The 26,183-nt window shown below is 36.8% G+C and carries 25 protein-coding genes; 12 read left to right on the top strand and 13 right to left on the bottom strand.

Annotated features, from left to right (window positions below; all coding sequences use genetic code 11):
- Positions 1 to 260 precede the first annotated feature (260 nt).
- The 3 genes from ACODR7_RS10480 to ACODR7_RS10470 all read right to left on the bottom strand — a co-directional run bounded on the left by ACODR7_RS10480 (position 261) and on the right by ACODR7_RS10470 (position 4,096).
- Positions 261 to 1,157, bottom strand: a complete 897-nt coding sequence (locus ACODR7_RS10480) for a 3-hydroxyacyl-CoA dehydrogenase (protein ID WP_488838969.1) — start codon at positions 1,155 to 1,157, stop codon at positions 261 to 263.
- A gap of 42 nt (positions 1,158 to 1,199) precedes the next feature.
- The gene (locus ACODR7_RS10475; protein WP_488838968.1) at positions 1,200 to 3,128 is read right to left on the bottom strand and encodes an oleate hydratase; all 1,929 of its coding nucleotides are present in this window, start codon (positions 3,126 to 3,128) and stop codon (positions 1,200 to 1,202) included.
- An 89-nt stretch (positions 3,129 to 3,217) separates the two neighbouring features.
- Positions 3,218 to 4,096, bottom strand: a complete 879-nt coding sequence (locus ACODR7_RS10470) for an AraC family transcriptional regulator (RefSeq protein ID WP_488838967.1) — start codon at positions 4,094 to 4,096, stop codon at positions 3,218 to 3,220.
- A 292-nt stretch (positions 4,097 to 4,388) separates the two neighbouring features.
- Between ACODR7_RS10470 and ACODR7_RS10465 the strand changes: the two genes are divergently transcribed.
- The gene (locus ACODR7_RS10465; RefSeq protein ID WP_488838988.1) at positions 4,389 to 5,570 is read left to right on the top strand and encodes an MFS transporter; all 1,182 of its coding nucleotides are present in this window, start codon (positions 4,389 to 4,391) and stop codon (positions 5,568 to 5,570) included.
- Between the two features lie 335 nt (positions 5,571 to 5,905).
- On the opposite strand, the gene ACODR7_RS10460 is transcribed toward ACODR7_RS10465, so the two are convergent.
- The gene (locus ACODR7_RS10460) at positions 5,906 to 6,871 is read right to left on the bottom strand and encodes a YpdA family putative bacillithiol disulfide reductase (RefSeq protein WP_488838966.1); all 966 of its coding nucleotides are present in this window, start codon (positions 6,869 to 6,871) and stop codon (positions 5,906 to 5,908) included.
- 130 nt (positions 6,872 to 7,001) lie between these two features.
- Between ACODR7_RS10460 and ACODR7_RS10455 the strand changes: the two genes are divergently transcribed.
- Entirely contained in the window at positions 7,002 to 7,643 is a 642-nt protein-coding gene (locus tag ACODR7_RS10455; protein WP_488838965.1) for a hypothetical protein, read from the top strand.
- A 97-nt stretch (positions 7,644 to 7,740) separates the two neighbouring features.
- Here ACODR7_RS10455 and ACODR7_RS10450 read toward each other — a convergent pair whose 3' ends face one another.
- The 6 genes from ACODR7_RS10450 to ACODR7_RS10425 all read right to left on the bottom strand — a co-directional run bounded on the left by ACODR7_RS10450 (position 7,741) and on the right by ACODR7_RS10425 (position 14,548).
- Entirely contained in the window at positions 7,741 to 9,039 is a 1,299-nt protein-coding gene (locus ACODR7_RS10450) for a glycosyltransferase family protein (RefSeq protein ID WP_488838964.1), read from the bottom strand.
- 72 nt (positions 9,040 to 9,111) lie between these two features.
- Positions 9,112 to 11,652 (bottom strand): YfhO family protein, encoded by a 2,541-nt coding sequence (locus ACODR7_RS10445; RefSeq protein ID WP_488838963.1) that lies wholly within the window; start codon positions 11,650 to 11,652, stop codon positions 9,112 to 9,114.
- A 31-nt stretch (positions 11,653 to 11,683) separates the two neighbouring features.
- Complete coding sequence (locus ACODR7_RS10440; RefSeq protein ID WP_488838962.1) at positions 11,684 to 11,914, bottom strand: hypothetical protein; 231 nt, start codon at positions 11,912 to 11,914, stop codon at positions 11,684 to 11,686.
- A 63-nt stretch (positions 11,915 to 11,977) separates the two neighbouring features.
- Entirely contained in the window at positions 11,978 to 13,027 is a 1,050-nt protein-coding gene (locus ACODR7_RS10435; protein ID WP_488838961.1) for a DUF6263 family protein, read from the bottom strand.
- Positions 13,028 to 13,211: 184 nt separating this feature from the next.
- Positions 13,212 to 13,961 carry a 23S rRNA (guanosine(2251)-2'-O)-methyltransferase RlmB gene (gene rlmB / locus ACODR7_RS10430; RefSeq protein ID WP_488838960.1) on the bottom strand — a complete coding sequence of 250 codons (750 nt, stop codon included), beginning with the start codon at positions 13,959 to 13,961 and terminating at the stop codon, positions 13,212 to 13,214.
- Positions 13,962 to 14,074: 113 nt separating this feature from the next.
- A complete protein-coding gene (locus ACODR7_RS10425) occupies positions 14,075 to 14,548 on the bottom strand; it encodes a DinB family protein (protein WP_110010139.1) in 474 nt (157 codons plus the stop codon).
- 251 nt (positions 14,549 to 14,799) lie between these two features.
- On the opposite strand from ACODR7_RS10425, the gene ACODR7_RS10420 reads away from it, so the two are divergent.
- From ACODR7_RS10420 to ACODR7_RS10375, 10 genes are all read left to right on the top strand, one after another.
- A complete protein-coding gene (locus ACODR7_RS10420) occupies positions 14,800 to 15,804 on the top strand; it encodes an AAA family ATPase (protein WP_079243966.1) in 1,005 nt (334 codons plus the stop codon).
- Positions 15,804 to 16,262, top strand: coding sequence for a GNAT family N-acetyltransferase (locus ACODR7_RS10415; protein WP_488838959.1), 459 nt, complete (start codon positions 15,804 to 15,806; stop codon positions 16,260 to 16,262). The genes ACODR7_RS10420 and ACODR7_RS10415 overlap by 1 nt, the downstream gene beginning before the upstream one ends.
- Before the next feature lie 54 nt (positions 16,263 to 16,316).
- Positions 16,317 to 17,180, top strand: coding sequence for a DUF58 domain-containing protein (locus ACODR7_RS10410; RefSeq protein WP_488838958.1), 864 nt, complete (start codon positions 16,317 to 16,319; stop codon positions 17,178 to 17,180).
- A gap of 57 nt (positions 17,181 to 17,237) precedes the next feature.
- Positions 17,238 to 18,134 carry a BatD family protein gene (locus tag ACODR7_RS10405; RefSeq protein WP_051934306.1) on the top strand — a complete coding sequence of 299 codons (897 nt, stop codon included), beginning with the start codon at positions 17,238 to 17,240 and terminating at the stop codon, positions 18,132 to 18,134.
- Positions 18,127 to 19,119, top strand: a complete 993-nt coding sequence (locus tag ACODR7_RS10400; protein ID WP_488838957.1) for a VWA domain-containing protein — start codon at positions 18,127 to 18,129, stop codon at positions 19,117 to 19,119. Before ACODR7_RS10405 ends, ACODR7_RS10400 begins: the two co-directional genes overlap by 8 nt.
- Positions 19,119 to 20,126 (top strand): vWA domain-containing protein, encoded by a 1,008-nt coding sequence (locus ACODR7_RS10395; RefSeq protein ID WP_488838956.1) that lies wholly within the window; start codon positions 19,119 to 19,121, stop codon positions 20,124 to 20,126. Before ACODR7_RS10400 ends, ACODR7_RS10395 begins: the two co-directional genes overlap by 1 nt.
- A gap of 99 nt (positions 20,127 to 20,225) precedes the next feature.
- Positions 20,226 to 20,969 (top strand): tetratricopeptide repeat protein, encoded by a 744-nt coding sequence (locus ACODR7_RS10390; RefSeq protein ID WP_488838955.1) that lies wholly within the window; start codon positions 20,226 to 20,228, stop codon positions 20,967 to 20,969.
- Positions 20,969 to 22,708, top strand: a complete 1,740-nt coding sequence (locus tag ACODR7_RS10385; RefSeq protein WP_488838954.1) for a BatD family protein — start codon at positions 20,969 to 20,971, stop codon at positions 22,706 to 22,708. The genes ACODR7_RS10390 and ACODR7_RS10385 overlap by 1 nt, the downstream gene beginning before the upstream one ends.
- A gap of 44 nt (positions 22,709 to 22,752) precedes the next feature.
- Positions 22,753 to 23,355 carry a MarC family protein gene (locus tag ACODR7_RS10380; RefSeq protein WP_076597437.1) on the top strand — a complete coding sequence of 201 codons (603 nt, stop codon included), beginning with the start codon at positions 22,753 to 22,755 and terminating at the stop codon, positions 23,353 to 23,355.
- A 5-nt stretch (positions 23,356 to 23,360) separates the two neighbouring features.
- Positions 23,361 to 23,561 carry a hypothetical protein gene (locus ACODR7_RS10375; RefSeq protein ID WP_076597436.1) on the top strand — a complete coding sequence of 67 codons (201 nt, stop codon included), beginning with the start codon at positions 23,361 to 23,363 and terminating at the stop codon, positions 23,559 to 23,561.
- Positions 23,562 to 23,887: 326 nt separating this feature from the next.
- Here ACODR7_RS10375 and ACODR7_RS10370 read toward each other — a convergent pair whose 3' ends face one another.
- The 3 genes from ACODR7_RS10370 to ACODR7_RS10360 all read right to left on the bottom strand — a co-directional run bounded on the left by ACODR7_RS10370 (position 23,888) and on the right by ACODR7_RS10360 (position 26,108).
- Positions 23,888 to 24,856, bottom strand: a complete 969-nt coding sequence (locus tag ACODR7_RS10370; RefSeq protein WP_488838953.1) for a chorismate-binding protein — start codon at positions 24,854 to 24,856, stop codon at positions 23,888 to 23,890.
- Between the two features lie 156 nt (positions 24,857 to 25,012).
- Positions 25,013 to 25,441: a PaaI family thioesterase gene (locus ACODR7_RS10365; protein WP_076597434.1), complete on the bottom strand. Its 429-nt coding sequence runs from the start codon at positions 25,439 to 25,441 to the stop codon at positions 25,013 to 25,015.
- Positions 25,442 to 25,511: 70 nt separating this feature from the next.
- Entirely contained in the window at positions 25,512 to 26,108 is a 597-nt protein-coding gene (locus tag ACODR7_RS10360) for a 1-acyl-sn-glycerol-3-phosphate acyltransferase (RefSeq protein ID WP_488838952.1), read from the bottom strand.
- Between the last annotated feature and the right edge of the window lie 75 nt (positions 26,109 to 26,183).

The following is a 26,183-nucleotide window of genomic DNA, read 5'->3' as shown; positions in this document are numbered from 1 at the left end:
AAGAAATGGAAGATTTCCGGCAAGTGTAATACTACTTAATCAATCAATGTTCTAAGCTCCAGGGATCAACAAATTACAATTTTATCGGAGATAAAATCTTTGCGTCTTAAAAACGGTTTAAAAAAATAAGCTTGCGTCTTTGCGAGTTCCAACATACAGCTTTCAGAATTAATCTTAAGTAAGAATGATAAGTAAAAAGCAAGACTTCATACAAGTCCTGCTTTTATTATTTAATAGTTTAAAATCTGAAATTTAAGATTCTACTTCAGGAAACCCTTGTCCTGATAGGTGGGGTTTGGATATTTATAAAATCCTTCTCCGTTTAATACTCCCAGTTTTCCTTTATCAATATAATCTTCTTTTAATTTTTCAACGGCTTTGATTTTTAAAGGATCCTGAGTTTCTTCAGCTTCCATCTTATTAATATTGTAAGCGGTTGTAATTCCTACAATATCCAGAATACCAAATGGCCCTGCTGGTGCTCCGGTAGCTACCATCCATGTCTTGTCAATTGTTTCTATATCTGAGACTTCATTCACCCAGAGATTGACAGCAGCGCCAAGCAGCGGAACCAATAATGAATTGACAATATATCCGGGTTGTTCCTTCTGGATAGGTAGTGCTACCATTCCAATCGCTTTTGCAAATTTGATCAGCGAATCAAATACCTCCTGAGAAGTTCCGGGATGCCGCATTACCTCTCCGGTATTGTGCTTCCAGATTTCATTGGCAAAATGAAGTGCTACAAACTTTTCCGGTCTTCCTGTAGCTTCAGCAAACTGACTTGGAAGAAGGGTGGAAGAATTCGTTGCAAATACGGTTTTTTCAGGGGCTGTCTGAGCCAGTTTATGGTAGAAATCCATCTTAATGGCTGGATCTTCGGGAACAGCTTCTATCAGAAGATCGGCATCTTTTACTGCCTCAGCAAGATCAGATGAATAGCTGATATTTTTAAACGTGGAGTCTAGTTGCTCCTGCGTTGCTCCCAGGTCCTTTTTGTAAGCTTCACTTAAAGCGTTGAACTTACCTTTGGCTTTTTCCAGTACTTCATCATTGATATCATATACAGTAACTTTGAATCCGTGATAGGCAGTCTGGAAGGCGATCTGATATCCCAATACACCACTTCCCGCTATCGTTATATTTTTAAAATCCATGTGATTGATTTTTGATTAAAGATGCTTTTATTCGATGATCTTTTAGCCTTTTACTCCTTTTACCCATTCCTGAAATCTGGTCAGGAAAGATTCATGCTCTTCCTGTTCTTCAGGACGGTTTACAAGGATATGTTCAAAGTAAGTTCCTTTTAATATTTTTCTTAAAATTCCTTCTCCCAGGAAGGGTTTATAGTCATTCAAAGCCTGGGTAGCTTTTAATAAATGTCGGATGTCATACTGCAACGGATTGATGTCCGGAACCTGTTTATTGAGATTAAGAAGGTTGTAAACAGCTATTCTCGCCGTTCTCACAGAGCTTTCCATGGTGAAGACAACATCATTATTGGTTTCTACAAACTGTCCTACAAGACCTAAGTTGGTACATCCTTCAGGAACTACTCTCGGACGGTCTCCCATTGCTCTTGGCATAAACATAGAAGTGATGTAAGGCATGAATGCTGTACGTACAATGGTGTTTTCTATAACGTTATCCAGTTGATCAGTCATTCCAAGGTGATAACACAGCTCGGCAAGAATTTCGTTTCCGGTACACTGAGGCATTGTTTTTTTAATGTAATTACCTTCTTTACCCATCAGTAAAGCGTATACCCATACTACAAGGATGTCATCCGGCTGGGTAAGGAAGTGCGGCTGTCTGTTGCAGGTAAAGCTCATCACCCAATTAGAGTCTGTAATGGTAATAATCCCTCCTGTAGCTGTTCTTCCGGAATAAGGATCATTTACACACAGTTCTTTAAGCTTTTCTGTGAAGGCAGATGGACGACAGGTTAATGTAGCAGATTCCCAGGAAGATTTTTCAATATGACTACAGAATTTTTCAGGCTTCCCGAACACTTCAGATTTCGCTGCAAGATTTTTCCATAGTTTCCATCCGGCACTTTGTCCGGCGCTGCTGTTATCTATCGTAACTTCGGGAACAGTATTGTTGTCTCCGTAGAACGTACTTTCAGTCATAGATCCGGTAGTTACAATTACGTAGTCGTCTTTACCAATTGGTATTCTTACTTCTTCTCCATTTTGTTCAGTGATGATTCCTTCTACTGTTTTTCCTTCCGTATTAATATGAATATCAAGATCTTTTACCAAAGTGTTGAACTGAATCTGCACTCCTTTTTCCACAAGGAAGTTTTTTAATGGAGTTACATAAGTGTCATACTGGTTATATTTTGGGAAAACAAGGCATGAGAAGTCTTTCATTCCGTCAATGGCATGAAGAAATCTGTGCATATAAAGTTTCAGTTCCAGTAAGCTGTGCCAGTTTTCGAATGCAAACATAGAACGCCAGAAAAACCAGAAATTACTGTTCAGGAAAGACTCAGAAAAATAATCTTCAATGGTAAGGTCGTCCAGCTCTTCTTTTTTCTTTAACAGCAATTTTACAATGGCCAGCTGATCCTTTTTCTCAAGTCCGAATTTACTGAAATCCTTGATCTGTCCCTGGTTATGAATGAGTCTTGCTTTGGAATAGTTCGGGTCGTTATCATTTATGAGGCGGTATTCATCCAGCACACTGTAAGGCGCAGGCAGCTCCAGGGCAGGAATATCCTGGAACATATCCCATAAATTTTCATAGGTCATATCCATTTCTCTTCCTCCACGTATGATGTAACCGTCTTTGGCATTTCCGGCTCCATCCAGAGATCCGCCTTCCACATCCAGCTGATCGAGAAAAATAATATTTTTGCCTGGTACACGGCCATCACGGATAAAATAATACGCTGCCGACATACCGGCAATTCCGCTTCCTACAATATAGATTTTACTGTTTTCGTAAGATTGCAAAGGAATACCTTTATTACGTTGGTAATTCCCGATCTGGTCGGAGAAAGGCATCGTCTTTTCAGGAGTGTTAATCTGAACTTCTTTACTTGAATCCGGTTCGTGGTTTACTTTGCCGAACTGCTCAGAGGTATTTAAAACTTTATCGAATTTTGAATTGATCGTACTCATCTTTTATTGTTTTTAATTAACAGTATAAAGGTACCTCTATTCAGAAAGCGATATATATCCTCAAGTTCAGAATTATTATCCCCAAATTCTCATGACTGAATATTTTCTTTAGTTCTGTATTCCGAAGGCGAAAGCGTCGTATGTTTTTTAAAGAAACGGCCGAAGGCTGACGCCGAATTAAACTGAAGTTCAAAGGCAATTTCTGATATGGTGATCCCGGGATTTCCAAGCATTACATAAGCTTCTTTAAGCAGCGCCTCATCAATAACCTCATGAGGGGTTTTTCCACTTGCTTTCTTAATGATTTCGATGAGGTATTTATTGGAAACATGAAGTTGATCTGCATAAAACTGAACCGCCCGTTCCCTGGTGATATTTTCACGGACCAGTTTACTGAATTTGAGATAAAGGTCTTTTTTCCCTTCTTCTTTTTCCGGATTGGAAGCATTTTCCTGTTCCATAATCTCAGCAGTCTCCAGCAGAAGATTGAAAATAATGGTACGGATAATCTCTTCCGTAAACTTTCCCTGTTTTTTCGATTTTTTATCAAGGTAGTCCAGAAGGTTTTGCAGGAGTGAAGAATTAGTTGCCGTAGTTTTTACGATGCTGTATGAACCTTTGGAAAAAAGATTCATTTTTTCAATAATAAAAGGATTGGAAATATTTTTAATCAGGAAATTCTTGTCGAAGAACAGCAGTTTCATCGTAAAATCTTCACTCGTCTTTACAAATTTTACAATTGTGGAAGGAGCAGCCATAAGAAAACTGTGGGCCTCTATTTTATATTTCTGACGGTCTATCTCAATATTGATTTCTCCGGCAGTACAGATACATAGAGCGTAATAATCCATCCTGAAAGAAGCTTTAGGGAATTTGAAAATGGGTTTCCCGGAAGAAATGTAATAGGATTGCCGGCAGTCAATACTGTAAAAGGATAGCGTATCATGTAAATTTTCGTAGGTTACCATTCTTAGTATTGATTAAATTTTATGGTTTTTGAAGAGGTTTTTAGCTTAAATAGCCTTACTGTTACTGCAATTTACGATTTTTATAAAAGTCTTTGGATTTTATATTTTAAATAATCCATTTTTATACTGACAGACTGTTTGTATGGAAGTTATTGATGAAAAAGGTTTTAAATAGAGGCTTTTTGGGTTATTTTTAGCTAATTTTGCACTTTCAAATTTCCCCAAAAATAGTATTGTGAGATTAATTAACGTATATACGAGTTCTTTTAAAGGACTCTCGCAGGAGAGTTGGATGCTGGCGTTGGTAATGCTCATCAACAGGGCCGGTTCTATGGTACTTCCGTTTCTGGGAGTTTATATGACCAATCATTTACATTTCAGTATTGAAAATTCCGGAATTGTACTGAGTTTTTTTGGAATAGGTTCGGTCATTGGATCATGGCTGGGCGGTATGATCACGGATAAAATAGGAGAGTATAGGGTACAGAGTCTGAGTTTACTGCTCAGCGTTCCTTTATTCTGTCTGATTCCGCTTTTTACAACGGAAGCTGGTCTGGCGGGAATTATTTTAGCCCAAAGTATTGTAAGTGAAACGTTCCGTCCGGCCAACTCGGTGGCGATTACCAAATATGCAAAACCTGAGAATATTACCCGTGCTTTTTCGCTCAATCGTATGGCTGTTAATCTTGGATTTTCCATTGGTCCGGCGCTGGGTGGTATTTTATCGGCTATTTCTTATGAATTTCTGTTTTTCAGCAATGCATTGGCTGCTTTGCTGGCAGGATTGATGTATATCTGGTTTTTTAAAGACCGTGCAAGACTGGCGAAAGAGAAAGCGAAAAAGATAAAAGAAGCGATTGTTATTAAAAAGGAAAGTTCACCCTATCGCGATAGTAAATTCTTGATTTACTGCGTATTTTGTATGTTGTTTTCCATATGTTTTTTCCAGTTGTTCAGTACGCTGACGATATTTTATAAGGATACAGCACACCTGAGCCAGCAGAATATCGGATATATTCTCGGATACAGTGGTTTCCTGATTGTACTGCTTGAAATGGGACTGGTACAGATTGCTGAGAAGTATTTCACATTAGCTTTTACGATGTTGATCGGGACTTTCCTGTGTGGTATTTCCTACGCCATGCTTGCTTTCGATTACAGTTTGATTACGCTTGTATTGTCTATGACACTGCTTTGTGTAGGAGAAATATGGACACTCCCTTTTATGTCAACCATTACGGCATTACGTTCGGGAGAGAATAACAAAGGCGCTTATATGGGATTGAACGGAATGTCATTTTCCATTGCCTTTATCATCACACCTTATATAGGAACACTGATCGCTGAAAAATTAGGTTTCAGTGTATTATGGATCGGAACAGGAGTACTGGCGGCAGTTATCGCGACTGGCTTTTACTTTATCATTCCATGGATGCTTAAGGATAAAAATAAGGTAGAAAAAGAGATTATATAGACCTTTGTTCATGAATTTAAAAATAAAAAGTTTCCGGGCAATTTCGTAGAAATTGCCCGGAAACTTTTATTAATCATTCTTGTCCGATTAAATTAAAACATAATTACTCTGGAGCTATAATTTTAAAACAAATACGTCCTATTAACAGTTAGCTCTCATGGGAGCTGGATTTGATCCCATCGGGATCTGCTGTTAGTAGAAAAAAATGAAGTCCCGGTGAAAAATAAAGCTCCAGAGGAGTGACCTGTTAATTCATGCTGTAAATATTGATATTTTCAATGTATTTATACTTTTTATCGGACAGTAATGTTTTTAAATATATTAATGGCTTAATATTAAGATTTTGAAAGAATGGTATTGATGATCATATTCGCGTGAATCCTTGAATTTTCAATAAACCAAAGGTGGGTATCTTTTCCTCCGCAAACTACTCCTGCAAGATAGAGATTAGAAATATTGGTTTCCATGGTTTCAGGATTATAAAATGGATTGAGGCAGTCGCCGTTGAGTTCTATTCCTGAATTTTTCAGAAAATCAAAATCCGGAAGGTAGCCGGTCATGGCCAGTACGAAATCATTGTCAATTTCATGAGTTTCTCCTTTCTCATCTTTAAAAACCACAGAATTTTCTTTAATCTCGATCATTTCTGCATTAAAATGAGCTTTAATACTGCCCTCTGCAATTCTGTTTTCAATATCCGGTTTTACCCAATATTTTACACTTTTTGAAATCTCAGAATGACGGACAATCATCGTTACATCAGCTCCTTTTCTGTAGGTTTCCAGAGCTGCATCTACAGCAGAGTTGCTTGATCCTACAACAACAATTTTCTGTCTTGTGTAAGGATAGGGTTCTGTATAATAATGTTTGACTTTCGGAAGATTTTCTCCTGGAATATTCATAAGATTAGGAATATCATAGAATCCGGTAGCAATAACTACATTTTTAGCCCGATAGATTGCTTTGGTAGTTTTGATTTCAAATATTTCATCTTTTTTCAAGACATTCAAAACCTTTTCATAAAGATTGATATTCAGGTTTTTTTGTCTGGCAATTCCCTGATAGTATTCCAAAGCTTCCTGTCTTCCAGGTTTTGGAGCAGTAGAAATAAAGGGAATCTCATCAATTTCCAGCTTTTCAGCAGTGGAGAAAAAACGCATGTACAAAGGATAATTGTACAGTGAGTTGACAATGGTTCCTTTTTCTATGATTACATGACTAAGATTGTTTTTTTGAGCTTCAAGGGCGCAGTTCAAACCGATGGGTCCGGCCCCGATAATCAGAATGTCCAACATTTCCATCTAACAAATGTACGATGTAATTTTTAAAATGAGAAGCGGAAACCTACCAATCCTCATAGTCTTTATCTCTTTACGTTATTTACCGCTTGGCATCAGTTTTGGTGTTTTTACCCATTGCAAAATGTAAAATATGAAAAAATTATTGATCGCTGTAGTCGTTTTGAGTCTTGTTGCAGCCTGTAAGAAAGAAGCTGGAAAACCTGTTCCGAACGAGATCGATTCCATTGCACAAAATAAAACAGACAGTGCAGGTACGGTTCAGAATAATGCTGATAAAGAAGCTGCTTTAAAGCAGACTAATGATGAGGTTTTGAAGGCACTGAAGAATAAAGATTACACTGCTTTTGCTTCCCTGATCCACCCGCAGAAAGGAATTCGGTTTTCAATGTATGCTTTTGTTAATCTGAAGGAAGATAAACATTTTTCTAAAGCAGATTTTGAAAAATACCAGCCTGCTAAAACGTTGTTTACATGGGGGTTACAAGATGGCTCAGGAGATCCTTATAAAGCAACAATTAATGATTATTTGGGTAAATGGGTGTTTTCCAAAGACTTTACAGCTTCACAATATTCATTGAATAAATTTATCGGAGGAGGAAATTCCCTGAATAATTTAAAAGAGATTTATCCAAAAGCCGATTTCACAGAAAACTATATCAAAGGAACCGAAAAATCCGGTAATATGGACTGGAAAACGGTCCGATTTGTATGGGAAGAATTTCAGGGTAAATATTATCTGATTGCTGTGGTGAACGATCAGTGGACGATATAAAAGTTCAAAGTTAGAAGTTAGAAGTTAGAAGTTAGAAGTTAGAAGCAGGGAAATGGAATAAACTTCCAGCTTCCAGCCTCTAACTTCTTTCTCTTTTTTATCTCAAAACTTCAGTCAGCTGCTGAGTAAGATTTTTTCTTGAGAACTGCTCAATATGCTGAGTGTTTTCAAGAAGGCTGCCATTTTTCCAAAGTTCAAATTTTTCTAGAACAAATTTTTTGACAGTTTCTGTATCCTGATAACTAAAATGTTTTCCTGCCTTAGTTTCTTCCAGAATTTTTGCCACATCAGCTTTCTCAGGCCCGAAGGAAAGAATCTGTTTTCCTGAAGCCAGATATTCAAAGATTTTTCCTGGGATGATTCCCTTTGAAGATTCATTCGGGAAATTGGTAATAAGAAGCAGATCAGAATTCTGCATCTCTTCTACCGCTTTCCCATGAGCAAGGTATCCAAGGTTCAGGATATGGTTTTTCAGGCTTGAATTTTCAATGGACTGTAAAATTTTATCATCTATTCTTCCGACAAATTTTAATTTAAAATCAGTGGCAAAATCGACATTTTCCCTGATCAGTTCATCAAGTGCTTTCCATAGATTATCAGGATTTCTGAGTTGTTCCAAAACTCCTATATAACTTAGCGTGAACGTTTTACTAGCCTGTGGATTTGCTTTTTCACCTTTTTGCCCTGCATCACTTTCATCAAATCCGTTCGTAATACAAACGGCATTGGCTCCTGTTTTCCTGAAGTTTTCCGCATCAGTGTAGCTTGTCGCTAAGGTAATGTCTGCATTTTTAAATACAGCACTTTCCAGCTGACGGTGTTTTTTATCCGAACTTTTGGTTAATTTCAAATGTTTGTAATAGGAAATCTCTGTCCATGGATCACGGAAATCGGCAATCCATTTCAAATCCGGCATTTTATTTTTAAGCCCTAAACCAATCAGATGGAGCGAGTGGGGAGGACCGGACGTAACGATGGTGTCTATTGAATTCTCTTTCAGGTATTTTTCTAAAAATGCAATAGAAGGTTTTACCCAAAAGACTCTGGCATCAGGAATGAAAAAGTTACCTCTTACCCAAATTGAAAGTCTGGATTTCCAGCTTTGGTTTTTTCCTACATCAAACTGTCCCGCTTTGAATTTTTTATTGCTTTTGTTCAGTTTTTCAGCCAGCTGATAAGGTTCCCAGATTTTGGTTCTTACCATCTCAATATTTTCAGGAACGTCTTTCATCAACGTTTCGTCCAGCAATGGATAACTTGGATTTTCCGGAGTATAGATGATCGGTTTCCAGCCAAAATCTGGCAGATATTTTGCGAATTTCAGCCATCTTTGAACACCAGGACCTCCCGCAGGAGGCCAGTAATAGGTGATAATCAATATTTTTTTCTGTTCCATTTATTTACTTCTGTCAACCATGTCATTCTGAACGAAGCGTAGCGCAGTGAAGAATCTCACTCTATCTCTTCATTAAGCATTTTGTTCAGCTGCAATCTCTTTTTTCTTGTTCTTATTCATCCAGAAAATTCCAAATGCAGCCAGCAGGATAAATAATCCGAATGAAAGAAGAGAAATCCATTTTCCTTTTTCAATCACTTCAGGTTCAAAAACCATTCTGATATGGTGATTTCCTGCCGGAACATGTACGGCACGAAGCAAATAATCTGCTTTGATGTACGGAACTTCTTTCTCGTCCACAAGTACTTTCCATCCATGAGGATAGTAAACTTCAGAGAATACGGCCAATTGAGGTGTTTTAGACTGAGATTTAAATTCAAGTTCGTTAGGCTGGTATTTTGTAAGAGTAATAAATGCTGTAGAATCTGCCTGAACAGGTTTGTTATCAAAATATGATTTGTCAGATGAAGAAATGACAGCCGTTTTTTTGTTGTCTATACTCCCGATAGCTTTTATTTCCTGGTTAGGAGTATCTACAAATTTTAAATCACTTACAAACCATGCATTTCCGTTGGCTTTTGGATTAGGAACAACCTGTGGCTGCTCAGGGCCTCCGAAAACCATGTATTTGGCATTTAATAAGTTTAAAATATTAGGTGTTTTTACACTGTCGACACTATTAATGTATTCATTTAGTACATCATCGTATCTTCTTAATTTAACAGCGTGATAACCTCCAATGGAAGCCTTAAAATAAGACGTATTGGTTTCACTGGTTACACCCAGTGTCTGGTTGTAAATTCTGTAGTGCGTTTTGTCTTTTTCAGCAATCGTTTCCAATGTTTTGTTGATGTTGACATTGGATAAAATAGATTCCAGATTTGGATTTCCCTGAACTTTTTCAGCCAGCAGATCTGAGCTTTCTGTCTGGAAAGGATTTTCAGCAAAGATTTTATCTACATAATTTTCATCGTTTAAGTAACGCTTGTTGACGGACCAAAGATCAAATAAACTTACCACTCCGATGATAATCAAAGCTATATTCTGATTAAGCTTTTTCTTTAAAGTTAAGAATAAAGCAGCTGCAGCAATCGCTACATAGATGAATGCTTTTATCGCATCTATTCTGAATAGTTTATATCTTTCATCTACAAGATAATCGAGAAGGAAAGGAGGGAAGTAGGTTTTTTCGCTTTCTGTAGCAAAACCTAGTAATGACTTTCCAAAGACTAAAAGAATCAACAAAAATCCTAACGTTCCACCTCCCACATAAAGAAGGATTTTCTGTTTGTATTCTTCGGTCAGTTTTTCATCTGTGAAAAATCTGTATAATCCTAAAATGGCAATTAAAGGGAATAGTAGCTCTACTACAACTAAGATGGATGAAGGCGCTCTGAATTTATTATAGAACGGTACATAATCGATAAAGAAGTCGGATAGCGGCATGAAGTTACTTCCCCAGGCCAGCAAAATAGTGAGAATGGAAGCTCCTAAAATCCAGTAACGGTATTTTTTAGAGGCAAAAAAGAATCCCAATAAGGCAAGGAAACATACAATAGCTCCCTGATAGGCTGGTCCGGAAGTTCCCGGCTGATCTCCCCAGTAGGTTACCCCGCTGAAACCTTTGGAAATTCTATCCATTTCTGCCTGTGAGCCTACATTTTCCTGAACCAGTTCCTGAACTCTGTTCATGATTTCTTTTCCTTCAGGTTCCTGGCTTCCGCCACCCATTAATCTTGGGATAAAAAGGTTTAAAGTTTCCAGTTGCCCGTAGCTCCACATCAGCATGCTCTCTTTGTCCATTCCGGATTTTCCTGAAGTATGGCTGTCGTTATTTAAAATCTGCTTTCCACGAACTGTTTCTTTTACATATTCAGAATTGGCCATGATTCTTTGTGAATTCATTCCCACTCCGATAACACATGATGCTGCTATAATTCCTGATGAAATAAGGAAATGCTTCATCGGTGTCTTTTTCTGGATAGCTCTGATGAGTTCAGATAGGAATAAGAATCCTAAAGCAAGGAAAAGATAATAGGTCATCTGTGGGTGGTTCGCAGCAATTTGAAGACCCATAAAAAGGGTAGTGACAATGAACCCCCAGATGTATTGTTTTCTGATATACACCAGTAAAATACCGGCGAGCAGCGGTGCAAAATATTCAATGGTATTGACTTTACCATTATGTCCGGCGGCAATAATGATATAAAAATAGGTTGAAAGCCCGAAGAAAGTGGCTCCTAAGAGTGCATATTTCCAATTTCTGACTACTACCATTCCCAAAAGGAAAAAACCTGCAAACAGCAGGAAGAGATAATTAACCGGCCTTGGCAGGAAATTCAGATTGCTGTCGATTTTTTTGATGATGTCACCTTTGAACTGGCTTCCCATCTGATAAGTCGGCATTCCCCCAAACATGGAGTCACTCCAATAGGTCTCATTTCCGGTATTAGCTCTATAATCGAGCAGTTCTTTTGCTCCTCCTCTGTACTGCACGATGTCGTGCTGGAAAAGCTGTTTCCCTGAAAATACAGGAGTGGAATATAAAAATGCTAAAACTATAAATACTACTAATGAAGCTGCAATATAAATTAAGTTTTTATTTTTTGCCATGCTGGTTATTATCTTTTATTTCTTGGAATTTTTACCTTTTGTCCTTACTCTCTTTCACCTCTTCGTAGTCTACAGTTTCTGCATCCCAGTTAAGGTTCTGTTGGTTATTCTTATTCGAGTTTTGTATGTCCTGCTGTCTGTTATTCTGGTTGTCGTTATTGAAACGATAGCTGTAGAATGTCTTAAAGAAAATCCTTTTCAGAATGTTCCAGACAAAGAAAATAATAATGGCAGAGAGTACTAACTCAAGAATGTACTTCATAATTTTTTTGTTTAAAGTTCAGGGTTCAACATGTAAACTTTAAACCCTGAATGTTTATTCAAGTTATTTGGCAGATGGGTTTACCATTACCGAAGAATTGGAAACGCTCTTCATAGACTGAGATTGTTTTCCATCTGAAATGGTTTCTATCTGAGTTGTTTTTACGTTGATATTCAGGTTGGTAATCCATCCAGTACTTTCGTCAAATTTAATGGTTCCGTTCTGAACCAGTTCACTGCTCAGGCTGTGTGTAATTGGCCCTTGAGCTTTCTTTTCTGTTTTCTTAGGAATACCTCCGGTTACTGCAATTTCTGCTGCTCCGTTTCCTAAGCTTTTAAGCACATAATTTGATGTTACTTTTACGCTTCCGCTTGGATCAGCATTTTCAGAAGTTGACCACTTTTCTCCCATTTTTACTCCTTTTTTAGGAATAATCATCAGGTTTTTATGGAACTGATCTTTCAGTACTTTTTCGTTGAATGACTGCTTAAGGCTCGCTACTACGCTTGCTTTTTCATTGGCATCTTTGATAAGTGTACCTACGGCGTTACCTACTTTTGTGTAAACAGCATCAAATCCGGTAATAGAAATTACATTCCCTTTGGTATCCATCTTCATCTGAAGTTTGTTTCCGGTAAGTGCTTTGTTGACATTCCAGATCATTTTAAGATCATCTTCTTTAGGAAGAGGAAGTTTAGTGTCTACTACTACCGTTTTTCCCTGTGCTGACTGAGAACTTCTCTTTGCTACAAGGTTAAGGGTCATCTCATATACGTTTCCTTTGATGTCATCCACTACAAAATTCATTTCATCTGTAGATTCGCTGGTAGCCGTGATGGATTTTCCCTGAGGATCTGTCATGGTTTTTACATCCCTCTGATAAGTGGTAAGTGGATATGTCTTTCCTTTTTCTAATTTGAAAGTCTGTGTGATAACTCCCGCAGAATCTTTAATTGCCGGATTTTCTGCCACTTTTGCTACAGAATCAGCAGGAACTTCTACAGTTACTGTCTTTCCGGTTTTAGGATCTACTTTTGTTATTTTTGCCGTTTCTTTTTTACAAGATACAAGGGCTATTGATGATATAAGCGCAAGCGCTGCAATGTTCTTCATTTGATTTTTTAAACTTTATTTTTTACTACTATTTCTTAATCTGCAATATCATGCGGTTTTGCTTCATATTCTCCACCTGATTCATTGGAAAGGATTATGATTCTGTATTTTTTGACAGATAAATCTGAAATACATATAAAAACAATATCCTCATAATACTGCAACGTGATTGTACTGTCTTTGTTTATGGATTGGGTATTACGGCCATTTTTTGTCTTACCGCTTCATACAAAATTGCCCCACATGCTACAGATACATTCAGAGATTGAGTTTTTCCTTCAATAGGAAGTTTTATTTTTTCATCAGCATGATGCAATACTTCTTTAGAAATTCCGGTTTCTTCATTTCCCATAACAATAGCGCATGGCTCTGTCATGTTAACATCATAAATTAATTTCTGAGCTTTTTCACTGGCTGCATACACAGAAATTCCGCTTTGCTGAAGGAAATCTACTGCATGAGCCAGGTTGTTTTCTTTACATATTTTAATGTTGTAAATAGCACCTGCAGAAGTTTTTATAGCATCGGAGTTAATAGGAGCTGCACCCTTTTCCGGAATGATAACCGCGTCTACTCCTACACATTCTGCCGTTCTGCAGATCGCACCGAAGTTTCTGACATCAGTAAGTCTGTCCAGGATTAAAAGAAAAGGTGTTTTTCCCTGTTCAAATAACTGTGGAACAATATCCTCCACCTTATGAAACGGTACATCCGAAATAAAAGCAACCACACCCTGGTGGTTTTTTCTTGTAAAGCGGTTCAGTTTTTCAACCGGAACATAATTGGGACGGATTTTATTTTTCGCTAAAATGGCTTTTAATTCAGCATAAATAGGACCCTGAAGTGCATTCTGCACAAAGATCTTGTCAATCGTTTTTCCCGCTTCAATTGCTTCAATCACGGGACGCAGCCCGAAAATAAAATCGTCTTTCATTGAAAATATATTATATAGTTATAGAGTGAATTGTCAATCGTGAATTTTACTTTGTAAGTCAATCTGGTGGATGCATATTTACATTTGACTATTGACTTGCGCAGCAAGATTCACTATCTGCCTTTCTCTCCTAAAATTGCTCTTTTTTGTGCCATCACATATCCGTAGTGAAGGGTTTCATGCATATTGTTGAAGATGATAGCATCCTGGATGCTTTTCAGATCCATTCCGAAACTTGTAGTGTAGGGAGTGTAATCTGAGAAGAAATCACTGTCATAATCCTTCATTAAAATCTTTGAAGTTTCTGTAAGCAAAAATTCTAAATCTTCCACTTCAGATTTCTGAACATTTAAGTTGGGTAAAGTTCCTTTCTTGTAGGTCTCAATCCAATACTTGTCAATACGGAAAGGATTTCCGCTCAGGTAATAGTGCAGCAGCTGCTGTGTGGCAACAGTATGTGCAATATTCCAGTAAATATTGTTGTTGAAACCATCCGGAATCAGAATCAGGTCTTCATGAGAGGTATTCTGAAGGATATCTAATAGGTTCTTTCTTACCTGTCTGTGTGCTTGAAAATGATAATTCATTTTGCAGAATTTTTAATCTCCAAAAATAGTTTAATAAACTGGAAATGACAATTTTTGAACAGATGATTGAAGCAAAATTTATATATTTTTATGAAAAAAACTAATAATCTTATTGAGTTTTAAGCCTTCAGCAATTCATAACCTCGCATCAATGCCGGAATTTTTAACAAACTTTAACTCAAAAATGGCATTTATTATGTTGATTAATGCAAGTATTTATCAGAAATTTACCACTTATTTTAAATCAAGCTATGTCAGAGATATATCAAGCTGAAGATATCCGCCAATTGACGGAAAAAGTAAAAGAAAAAAACTACTTATTTTCTCTTCTGAGACAGGAAATCAACAAAGTTATTATTGGACAGGAATACATGGTAGATCGTCTTTTGGTAGGACTTTTGGGAAATGGACACGTCCTTCTTGAAGGAGTTCCGGGACTGGCTAAAACCTTAGCGATAAAAACATTGGCAGACGCTGTTCATGGAGATTTTTCAAGAATTCAGTTTACACCGGATTTACTTCCTGCTGATGTAGTAGGAACCATGATCTTTAATATCAAAGACAATGATTTTTCTATAAAAAAAGGACCGGTATTCGCGAACTTTGTTTTAGCGGATGAGATCAACCGTGCGCCGGCAAAAGTACAGTCCGCTCTTTTGGAGGTTATGCAGGAAAAACAGGTGACAATTGGTGATGAAACCATGAAACTTCCAAAACCGTTCCTGGTATTGGCAACGCAGAACCCAATTGATCAGGAAGGAACTTATTTGCTGCCTGAAGCACAAAGCGACCGTTTTATGTTGAAGTGTACTATAGATTATCCTGCTTTTGAAGACGAAAGACAGGTGATGAGAATGGTTTCAACATCCCATCAGCCCACAGTGAAACCTGTCATTTCCCTTCAGGATATTGTAGATGCGAAAGAACTGATCAATCAGATTTATCTCGACGAGAAAATTGAAAAATATATACTGGATATGGTGTTTGCAACACGTTATCCGGAAAATTACGGTCTTTCTGAACTTAAAAATTATATCAGTTTCGGAGCTTCTCCAAGAGCATCCATTAACCTTGCTATTGCCTCAAGAGCCTATGCGTTCTTAAAAGGAAGAGCATTTGTAATTCCGGAAGATGTAAAAGCATTGGCAAAAGATGTATTGAGACACAGGATGGGCTTAACCTTTGAAGCTGAAGCAGAAGAAATTTCAACAGAAGAAATTATTAACAGAATTTTAGCAAAAATACAGGCACCATAATGAGTGATGTGATCATAAGAAAAGCAGTTCAGCAGGATTGTGCTTCCATGTTAGGTTTGATAAAAGAATTGGCAGAATATGAAAAAGCATTGCATGAAGTAACCGTTACTTTGGAGGGTTTTACTCAGGATGGTTTCGGAACTTCTCCCGTGTGGGGAGCTTTCGTGGCAGAATATGAAGGAGGAATAGTTGGAATATCATTGTACTACGACAGATATTCAACATGGAAAGGACGAAGGCTGTATCTGGAAGATCTTGTTGTTACAGAAAGACTGAGAGGAAAACAAATAGGAAAGAAATTATTTGATGCAACGCTGGAATATGGTAAAGCCAATAATTACAGCGGAATGGTATTCCAGGTATTGAACTGGAATGAACCAGCCATCAATTTTTATAAAAAATACAGCCCGAAGTTTGACAATGAGTGGTTGAATGTTTCTATCGAATTAAAAGATTAACCCCGAATTCCGCACTCAACATTAAACTTAGAATTTTAAACATTAAACTCGTCTATGCAGATAAAAGATATTGTAAAAAAAGTAAAGCAGATTGAAATCCGTACCAGAAAAAAGACGGAGGCTGCTTTAATGGGACAATATCACAGTGCCTTTAAAGGGCAGGGGATGACTTTCTCGGAAGTACGTCCCTACCAGTTTGGTGATGAGATCAGAAGAATCGACTGGAATAAAACCGCACGTTTCCGTGAGCCATTTGTAAAAGTAATGGAAGAAGAAAGGGAATTGACAATGATGATTCTGGTTGATATTTCCGCTTCCATGGATTATGGCACAAAGGTTCAGCTGAAAAGGGAATACGTAGCCGAAATTGCAGCCAGTTTAGGCTTTTCAGCAGCAGGTAATAATGATAAAGTAGGACTGATCCTGTTTGCGGATAAAGTATACAAAGTCATTCCTCCCCAAAAAGGAAGAAAACATATTCTTTCCATTATCAGTAATATTCTCACTGCAGATTATGTTCCGGCAGAATCTAAAATAGACAAGGCAATGGAATATATGATGGGAATTTTTAAAAGAAAATCTCTGGTATTTCTGTTTTCAGATTTTGAGGATGCCTATGATTCCAAAATGCTGAGAGTGGCATCAAAGAAACATCAGTTGCTGGGAATGAGGATTTATGATGAAAAAGATAATGAAATTCCTGACGTAGGATATGCCCGTTTACTTGATGTGGAAACCGGAAAAGAGATCTGGGCCAATACTTCCAGTGCAAGATGGCGGTATACCTTCGCGGAAGCTCAAAAACAAAAACTGAGAGCCCTGGAAGAAGATTTTTCCAACAGCTCTGCCAGTTTTATGAATATCAATACCGGCTCAGATTATTCAAAATTATTGTATAATTACTTTCAGAAAAAATAACATCGGGCTTTGCTCGTAACTAAAAAACATGAGGCAGCTGCCTTTATTATTTTAACATTGAGAAAAATACTTTTAATATTATCTTTTCTGATCTGTGCAAATGCTTTTTCACAGATATTATCCTCTAACGTAGAAAAGAAGACTCTTGCTCTGGGAGAAATTAATCATCTTACCATAAAGATTGATAACCTTAATGAACAGCAGGTAACTTCGGCTGCCAAAAATGAGCTGCTCCCTTTTCATTTTGAAGAAACCAAAGACAGTATCGGACAAACGGCTAACACGTATGAAAGAAAGATAGAGTTTGCTGTTTTTGAAGAAGGAAAATTTACCATTCCGGAACTGGAATTCAAAGTAGGAGATCGAATACTTAAAACGATTCCTTATGAAATAGATGTCATTAATACAGCTCAAAAAGCAGATCAGATCAATGATATCATGAATAACAAGCAGGTGAAACTTGAACCCAAAGATTACTGGGAGCTTTACAAGTTTTATATTCTTGCAGCATTGGCAGGGATTGCACTGGTTATTGCCATTATTATGTTTGTAAAATGGGGAAGAAAATCAAAGAGTTCTCCTGTAGTGGCTACCAATCAGACCTTAAAAGAACTTGATTCCCTTAAAAAGAAAAAATATATTGAAGGCGGAAACTTCCGTTCATTTTATGTGGAACTGATCGATATTTCCAGAACCTTCATTACAAAACAATACCGCCTTCCGGCAGATGTACTTCTTACTGATGACCTTATAGATGTCATGAAAAAAAATAATACAATATCGCAGGACAACGAAAAAATAATAGAAGATGTATTTCTTAGAGGAGACCTGGTGAAATTTGCCAAAACATTCCCGGATCAGGAAACCATGGAAAGAGATTTTGCCAATATCAGGGATTTTGTGAAAAGATCATCCAAAGATTTAGAATTCGAAAACTTAAGAAAGGATGTTTAATTTTGAGTTTTACAGTCCATGGTTTTTGCTGCTTTTTCTGCTTTTTATTCCACTTTTAATTAAGGATATTGGAAGAAATAAAAGAAAAGGTATAAAAGTTCCTACGGTAAAAAATATGGATCATAGCGGTGGCATCCAGGGTGTACTTTTTTTACTGAAAATTTCGAAGTATATCATTCTTTCTGCGTTGATTATTGCCATGGCAAGACCGAGAACGTTTACCATTTCTCAGGACAGAGACGATACAAAGGGAGTGGATATTATGTTATCTATTGATGTTTCTCTAAGTATGCTTGCTAAAGATCTTAGTCCGGACAGAATCACAGCATTGAAAGATATTGCCGTGAAATTTGTCCAGAAACGTCCGAACGACAGAATAGGAGTGGTTGCCTATGCGGCTGAAGCTTTTACTAAAGTTCCGGTTACCTCAGATCATCAGGTCGTTATTGATGAAATTAAAAATCTGAATTCTGCAGGTCTTGAACCTGGAACAGCTATCGGAGAAGGTCTTTCCGTAGCGGTGAATCATTTGATTAAAAGCAAAGCCAAAAGTAAAGTAATCATTCTGATGACGGATGGAGTAAGCAATATTCAGAATGCAATTCCTCCACAGATCGCAGCCGAACTTGCAAAAAATAATAATATAAAGGTATATTCAATAGGAATAGGAACCAATGGTTATGCACTGATGCCGACATCTCAGGATATTTTTGGAGACCTTATTTTTACGGAAACAGAGGTTACCATTGATGAAAATACCTTGAGAGAAATAGCACAGACAACGGGAGGTAAATATTTCAGAGCTACCTCAAACAGCAGTCTGGAAGAAGTATATAATGAGATCAACCAATTGGAAAAATCTGATGTAAAGGTTTCCAAGCTGTACAATTATGAAGAATATTTCAAAATATTCCTTTGGATTGCACTGGCTATGTTGGTATTGGATGCATTGTTGAGATGGGTATTTTATAAAATTTTAAGCTGATGAGTTGGTCTTTAGGAAATTATTGGTATTTATTTTTACTGTTGCTTCTGCCGCTGTTAGCTTCTTTCTTGATCCGTTTTTTACAATGGAGAAATAAAAAAAGAGAAATTTTTGCGGCCAGCCAGTTTCACGAGAACTTATTTGAGAAAAGATCAGGATTTACAAAGTTCTTTCCTGCATTATATTTATTGGGAACATTATTTCTGATATTCTCTATCATTGACCTTCTGAACGGTTCAGAAGAGGTAAAAAGTACCCAAAAACTGAACAATGTGATCTTTATGCTGGATGTATCCAATTCTATGAACGCTGAAGATATAGATCCAAGCCGTTTAACGGAAGCCAAAAATCTGATGCTGGCTACCATGAAGAAAATGAATAATGACAAAGTCGGTATCGTGATTTTTGCAGGAAATGCCATGTCTATTATGCCTCTGACAACAGATTATAATTCTGCCGAAACTTATATCAGCGGTATTGAAACCAGCTCTATGCAGATTCAGGGAACAGATTTTCTGAAAGGAATGCAGGCCGCTGCTGAAAAATTTAAAAATGTGAGCAAAGGATCCAGAAAAGTAATTCTTTTGAGTGACGGTGAAGATAATGAAGGAAATGATAATGCTGCCATCAGATTGGCTAATAAAGAAGGAATAAGCATTACTTCTGTAGGAGTGGGTACAGATGAAGGTGCTCCGGTTCCGGAATATGTGTTCGGACAGCTGATGGGTTATAAAACCGATGCCAACGGAGGTACAGTGATTTCAAAAAGACAGACAGAAGCATTAAAGAAAATGGCTGAATCTACAGACGGAACTTATATTGACGGAAATAATATCAATGAAGCTCCGGACAGAATTGTAGACGCAGTTAATAAAAAATCTGCCGGTGCGGAAACTATGGTGAAGTCGCAAAATGCCAATCATTATTACCAGTATTTTCTTGCAGTATCTCTTCTGTTTTTCTTTTTAATTTATATTTTTAATCCCAAAAAAGACTTTAATGTGTAGAATTCCTTTATTTATAGAAGAAATTCTACAACTACTTTAACCGAATTTTAACAAATAAAACTCTGTTTCTTAACATATAAAGGAATAATTTTGCAAGTGATGAATACTAAAATCATATTTTTATCGTTTATTGTTGCCCTTTCGTTCTCAGGCGTCATGTTTGGGCAGGAAAGCTATAGAAATTTAGTGTATGAAGGCAATCAGAAATTTGACGGTAAAGATTATGACGGTGCCTCTTCAAAATATATGGAAGCGATAAAATCCAATGATAAAGATTTTACCGCTCATTACAATATGGGGAACGCATTGTATAAAAGTAAAAAATACGAAGAAGCAAAGGCTGAGTTTGAAAAAGCAGAAAAACTTTCACAGACACTTCCCGATAAAATGGCTGCTCTTCATAATTTAGGAAATGCTTATATGCAGATGAATCAGCCGGAAAAAGCTGCTGATTATTATAAGAAAGCTTTGAAGCAGGATCCCCACAGTGAGGTAACCAGAAAAAATTATGAGATTGCCAAACTGAAAGAGAAAGAAAAACAACAGCAAAAAAACGAACAGAATAACTCAGGAAAAGGCGGCGGCGGAAATGATCAGAACAAAGGGGATGATCAGAAAGGCGACAAAGACAAAAAACAGGATCAGGGTAACGGCCCACAAAACGAAGGTAAAAGTGACCAGGGTGACAATCCAAAGCAGAATCAAAATAATGAAGGCAGAATGCCAAAGAATCTTGAAAATGCGATCTTAGATAAAATAAACGAAAAAGAAAAAGAAACCGCCAGAAGAATTTTAAATAAAAATTCTTATTCGATGCCTGAAAGCAACGAGAAGGATTGGTGATGCAGCACAAATTAATTTACATATTGCTTACTCTGGCATCCGTAATTACTTACGGACAGGTAAATCTGTCTATGGACGCAGATAAAACCGAATATGCGGGTAAGGATATCATTAATCTGACCATTGTTCTTGAACTTAACGGAAGTGATCTTGTACAGCAGACAGGTTTTCAGCTTCCGGATCTTTCAAAATTTAATATTATAGGAAGCGGATCTGTTACCAATACCGTGATTGATCCGGCTACCAATACTTTAATTACCCAAAAAGTTTCCAGAATTGCTCTTGAGCCTAAGAAAAAAGGGAAAATAAAAATTGGTTCCGTTCTTGTTACCGTAAACAACAGGATTTATAAAACAGAACCTTTTGATGTCAATATCCGTGATATTGTCGACAGAAGATCATTGGCAGCCAATACTTCCAATGACGTCTATCTGAACATGGAAATCGATGACCGGGATGTATATCAGGATCAGCCTACCGTAGCTGTTCTGAGAGTGTATTCAAGAAATATGGATAACCTGAGAAAGGTGAAAAATATCCGTCTTCCTCAGCAGGACAATATCAATGTACATCCTATCAATTTTGATAAATCTGAGATAGATCCTTCAGGATATGGAAATATGCCTTCACAGGTTCTGGCTATGTTTATGGTATTTCCGAATGAAGCCGGATATGTTGAAATTCCAGGAGTATCCGCTTCGGTAAGTACTTATTCAATTAAAACAAAAATTGTTTCCAATAAAGTTAAAATCAATGTAAGAAAGCTTCCTGAAGGAGCTCCGGAATGTTTTAAAAATGCTGTTGGGAACTTTAATGTCAACGTATACAATGCTTCCAAAGAAAAACCGGAAGCCAAAAAGCCTCTGAATGTAGTGGTGAAAGTTTCAGGAGAAGGTAATTTACCGGATATGCAACTTCCTAGAATTGCAGCTTCTCCGGACTACGAAGTTTTTGCACCGAAAATTACCTCTAAAGTAGCTCCGGGAACTACCGGAATGAAAGGTGAAATCCTGGCTAATTATGTGATTATTCCTAAAAAATCAGGAGTAATTTCAATTAAGACAGAGCAATTTGCTTTCTTTGATCCTGCCAATAAAGAATATGTAGATCTTGGACAAAAAACACTGGATCTTAATGCATTTTCTCATGATCAGATTATGGAGGCACGTTCTACTGTAGAAAAAGTAAACGAATACACCAATAACCTTTTGGAGACAGTAAATACTCCGGTATTAAAAACCACTTCATTTAAAGTAAAAGAAAAAAGTAAATTCCACTGGAATATTCTTTTAACCAATATTGCTATTCTGATCAGCTTATTTGTTGCGTATCTGTTATTTAAAAATTGGCAAAAAAAACGTACATTAGTTAGGGAAACTGTACCTTCAAAACCTTTAGGTTCAGTAGCTGAAACAGAAAAGGAGATCAGAGAATTGATGAAAACAGATATCAATGATTATTTCGGATATCTGGAAAATCTTAAAGATAACGGAGAGTATGAAAAGTTTTTTATAACTCTGGAAGAATTGGATGAAGAAGTAAGAAGTCAGTATTTTCAGGGCTCTGCTTCCGAGTTTAAGACTTTTCTTGAAAAGCACAAAGGGTCTTCACTGGCAGAAGAATACAGCAAGCTACAGCAGAAAGTTCAGATGGAGAAATACAGTCCTGTGAAATCAACTGAAGCTCTTGAAGAACTTTTGAAAACTATTGTTAATTTATATTCACAAATTAACAAATAATCAGTTTATTTTCATATTTTTGCGAAATTTTTAATTACAAATAGATGGAAATTTTTGATGGTTTTTCTTTTAAAGAGGTTGTTACCAGCTTTATGGTTCTTTTTGCTGTTATTGATATTATAGGCTCAGTTCCTATTATAGTAAGCCTTCAGCAGAAGTTTGGACAAATTGAAGCCGGAAGGGCTGCCATTACTGCCGGAGCTATTATGATTGTTTTCCTGTTCGTAGGAAATAAGATTCTTAAGCTTATTGGAGTTGATGTAAATTCCTTTGCTATTGCCGGAGCTTTTGTGATTTTTGTCATAGCGCTGGAAATGATTTTAGGGATTGAAATTAATAAAACTACTGAAGCAAAGGCCGCATCCATTGTACCCATCGCATTTCCGCTGGTTGCTGGTGCTGGAACCCTAACTACTGCACTATCTCTCAGAGCTGAATTTCATGATATTAATATTATCTGCGGGATTATTCTTAATACAATTTTCGTATATTTGGTGCTGAAATCAGCGAAATGGCTGGAAAGGAAAATCGGGGATGCTACTTTGATGATTCTTCAGAAAGTTTTCGGAATTATCCTTTTGGCAATTTCAATTAAATTATTCACCGCAAATTTTGCCCAGTTGGTGCAGAATTATATTAATTTTTAAGAGTCATGAAGAAGTTTTATAAAGTATTTTTAGTACTGTTTATTGTATTCATCACCATCAATCTTTATGCTATCAACTGGCAAGCAACAGATATTCTTGGAGATGAAGATAACATTAAGTTTGTATTCTCAGCAGGTGCTGCAGCAATAGGCCTTATCCTGCTTTTTGTAATGGATACCTGGAGCAGAATTGGTGTAAAGAAATAAATTGAATTTCTCAATATAGATATAGCCTCTTTCTTTTTGAAGGAGGTTTTTGTTTTTTTAGGTGACAGGTTTTAGGTAGCAGGGGCTAGATGATAGTAATTATGAATTATGAATTATCGCCGTTATTAAAAACATTATTGGATTTCATATTCAATAAGAACAGGCTTTAGCCAACTTATAATTATGGTGCAAAGTTCGCAAAGGTATTATTAGCCACTTTAAAATCATTCGCAAGGGCGTTTTGCACTCAGCAAGGAAAACTATACGAAAATATCCGTGAAAATCTGTGCAATCTGTGATCAACTTAACACGTAAAATAATATGATCTAAAAAATAGCCAAGTTTTTCAATATCGCTTCAGATTTCAGTTCTGTTTCTTTCCATTCTTTGTCCGGATTGCTTTGAGCTGTTATTCCGCCTCCCACAAAAATATGTACAGAATCTTTATAAAGCCTTGCACAGCGTAGATTTACAAAATAAAGAATACTTTCTTGTGTTTCTACTTTTATATAGCCTGCATAAAATTCACGGGGGAATTTTTCGTATTTACGGATATTCTCATTACAAAAATCTTTTGGAATACCACAGACAGCCGGAGTAGGATGCAGGTCCTGAATAATTTGATCAAGATCTTCAGGTTTTATACTGGTTTTAAAATCTGTTCGTAAATGTTTGATATTACCGGAAATATGATCATAGGTTTCCGATTGTTGTACGTTGTCAGAATAGTTCTTAAGAATATCCTGAATGTAAGTGGTAACCGGCTTTTGTTCTTCAATTTCTTTTTCAGACCATTCTTCAGATACGGGAAGAGTTCCGGCAAGAGCCATGGTTTCAAATTCGAGAGTCGTCTTATTAAACTTCCCTAATACTTCCGAGAAAGCTCCCATCCATGCATTTTTTCCATCATTAAACAGATATCTGAAGGCATTGGGGTAAGTTTCGCAAAGATTTTTGAAACTCTCTTTATAATCGATGGATGTAAAGTCTGTAAAAATTTTTCTTCTGGAATAAACCATCTTTGGCAGGTGATTTTCTTTAATCACTTCGATCACTTTCTGCAATGTTTCGCAGTATTCTTCTTTTGTTTCGGCAGAAGAAGCTGTAGAATCGCTTATCAGGCTTTTGTTGCTAATAGAAGTATGAGCAAATTCTGCAGCATCAATTTCAAAAATATCTCCGCTGAAGCTGATCTGTTCTAAGCTGTTATAGGAAAAAAAAGTGACAGCATTTTTTGTGTTTTTTTCATCCGCAGACAGGAGTCTCTCGTCAAAAGGAAATTTGAAATAAATCATGGGTTATGAAAGATTTTGAAAATCATCATTGGGAAATACTATAGAAAATTCCCCCTGTGATTTTCCTTTTTACAAAGGTATTACTAGTCTTAAAGATGTCAAAATAAAAAGAGCTTAAATTTAATTAAGCTCTTTATTTTTTTATGTTGATGCAATTTATCTGTGAATGATATTGTTCGTCATTGTAGTATGATTGATCAAAACTCCTTTTTCATCACGGATTTCAATTTCAGAAACGTGCATGGTTTTACCTTTTCTGATAAAACGTGCCGTAGCAGTTACAATACCATCTTTTTTGCTTCTTAAATGATTGGAATTGATATTGGTTCCTACTCCGTAATATTTTTCACCATCGATAAAAATATTAGACAGGCTTGACCCTAAGGTTTCAGCTAAAACGCAGCTAGCTCCTCCATGCATGATTCCAAACGGCTGATGGGTTCTAGGGAGAACAGGCATTGTGGCTGTAAGGGTTTCGTTTTCAAGATCAATATCGATAAATTTGATTTCAAGGGTTTTGGCAAGAGTTACATCTCCCCAGTTATTGATGAATGCTAATATTTCTTCTTTTGTCTTACCTTTCATTTTTAATAGTTGATAAATGATGATTAATTTTGCTTCTAGCTTCTAGCTTCTAGCTTCTAGCTTCTAGCTTCTAGCTTCTAGCTTCTAGATCGGTTCCCATAATATCGGGATTCCAGTTGGCAGGCACTTTGGGAACAATGTCATTTTTTATATAATAGTCCTGGATTTCCTGTATAATTTCTGAAAAAGGGACTGATGCTATTCTTTCATAGGGAATGGTGTAGCCCAGATAAACAATTTTTCTTTTAAAATCCCCTGCTGCCAGAACAATAGGAACTTTTGCAGCCAAAGCCATGTGATAAAATCCTTTTCTCCATTTGGGTACCCAGCTTCTCGTTCCTTCCGGAGTAATAACAAGACTGAAATCTTCCTTTGAAAACTGGTTGGCTACGAAATTCACAAGGTCGTTTTTCTGGCTCCTGTCGATCCCAATACCTCCAAGCCCTTTTACGATACCTCCATACCAGGCTTTGGTGTGGGCATCTTTAATAATAATCTTTAAAGGTTTTTCCAAAGACCAATAGGCGAAATTTCCTAAAATGTACTCCATATTATGAGTGTGTGGTGCTACCACAAGGATACACCTGTTCAGATTGTTGACATCGCCCTGCAGAACGACTTTCCAACCTAATATTTTTAACATTGCTTTGCCTAACAGCTTTTTCATAAATTTTCTGGATTAAAAACAAAAAAGTATAACCAAACTTTGGTTATACTTTACAAATATATTGAAATATTATCG

Source organism: Chryseobacterium sp. FG46 (genome assembly GCF_057809135.1).
Note: the sequence above shows the minus strand (reverse complement) of the source record. Positions and strands in the feature narration are given on the sequence as shown.

Bases quoted from the DNA above. Each gene is read 5' to 3' on its own strand.
- ACODR7_RS10465 (WP_488838988.1), top strand. From the start codon at position 4,389: ATGCTGGCGTTGGTAATGCTCATCAACAGGGCCGGTTCTATGGTACTT.
- ACODR7_RS10380 (WP_076597437.1), top strand. From the start codon at position 22,753: ATGGAAATTTTTGATGGTTTTTCTTTTAAAGAGGTTGTTACCAGCTTT.
- ACODR7_RS10480 (WP_488838969.1), bottom strand. From the start codon at position 1,157: ATGGATTTTAAAAATATAACGATAGCGGGAAGTGGTGTATTGGGATAT.
- ACODR7_RS10420 (WP_079243966.1), top strand. From the start codon at position 14,800: ATGTCAGAGATATATCAAGCTGAAGATATCCGCCAATTGACGGAAAAA.
- ACODR7_RS10475 (WP_488838968.1), bottom strand. From the start codon at position 3,128: ATGAGTACGATCAATTCAAAATTCGATAAAGTTTTAAATACCTCTGAG.
- ACODR7_RS10450 (WP_488838964.1), bottom strand. From the start codon at position 9,039: ATGGAACAGAAAAAAATATTGATTATCACCTATTACTGGCCTCCTGCG.
- ACODR7_RS10470 (WP_488838967.1), bottom strand. From the start codon at position 4,096: ATGGTAACCTACGAAAATTTACATGATACGCTATCCTTTTACAGTATT.
- ACODR7_RS10400 (WP_488838957.1), top strand. From the start codon at position 18,127: ATGTTTAATTTTGAGTTTTACAGTCCATGGTTTTTGCTGCTTTTTCTG.
- ACODR7_RS10395 (WP_488838956.1), top strand. From the start codon at position 19,119: ATGAGTTGGTCTTTAGGAAATTATTGGTATTTATTTTTACTGTTGCTT.
- ACODR7_RS10415 (WP_488838959.1), top strand. From the start codon at position 15,804: ATGAGTGATGTGATCATAAGAAAAGCAGTTCAGCAGGATTGTGCTTCC.
- rlmB (WP_488838960.1), bottom strand. From the start codon at position 13,961: ATGAAAGACGATTTTATTTTCGGGCTGCGTCCCGTGATTGAAGCAATT.
- ACODR7_RS10435 (WP_488838961.1), bottom strand. From the start codon at position 13,027: ATGAAGAACATTGCAGCGCTTGCGCTTATATCATCAATAGCCCTTGTA.
- ACODR7_RS10375 (WP_076597436.1), top strand. From the start codon at position 23,361: ATGAAGAAGTTTTATAAAGTATTTTTAGTACTGTTTATTGTATTCATC.
- ACODR7_RS10460 (WP_488838966.1), bottom strand. From the start codon at position 6,871: ATGGAAATGTTGGACATTCTGATTATCGGGGCCGGACCCATCGGTTTG.
- ACODR7_RS10425 (WP_110010139.1), bottom strand. From the start codon at position 14,548: ATGAATTATCATTTTCAAGCACACAGACAGGTAAGAAAGAACCTATTA.
- ACODR7_RS10385 (WP_488838954.1), top strand. From the start codon at position 20,969: ATGCAGCACAAATTAATTTACATATTGCTTACTCTGGCATCCGTAATT.
- ACODR7_RS10410 (WP_488838958.1), top strand. From the start codon at position 16,317: ATGCAGATAAAAGATATTGTAAAAAAAGTAAAGCAGATTGAAATCCGT.
- ACODR7_RS10360 (WP_488838952.1), bottom strand. From the start codon at position 26,108: ATGAAAAAGCTGTTAGGCAAAGCAATGTTAAAAATATTAGGTTGGAAA.
- ACODR7_RS10440 (WP_488838962.1), bottom strand. From the start codon at position 11,914: ATGAAGTACATTCTTGAGTTAGTACTCTCTGCCATTATTATTTTCTTT.
- ACODR7_RS10455 (WP_488838965.1), top strand. From the start codon at position 7,002: ATGAAAAAATTATTGATCGCTGTAGTCGTTTTGAGTCTTGTTGCAGCC.
- ACODR7_RS10370 (WP_488838953.1), bottom strand. From the start codon at position 24,856: ATGATTTATTTCAAATTTCCTTTTGACGAGAGACTCCTGTCTGCGGAT.
- ACODR7_RS10390 (WP_488838955.1), top strand. From the start codon at position 20,226: ATGAATACTAAAATCATATTTTTATCGTTTATTGTTGCCCTTTCGTTC.
- ACODR7_RS10445 (WP_488838963.1), bottom strand. From the start codon at position 11,652: ATGGCAAAAAATAAAAACTTAATTTATATTGCAGCTTCATTAGTAGTA.
- ACODR7_RS10365 (WP_076597434.1), bottom strand. From the start codon at position 25,441: ATGAAAGGTAAGACAAAAGAAGAAATATTAGCATTCATCAATAACTGG.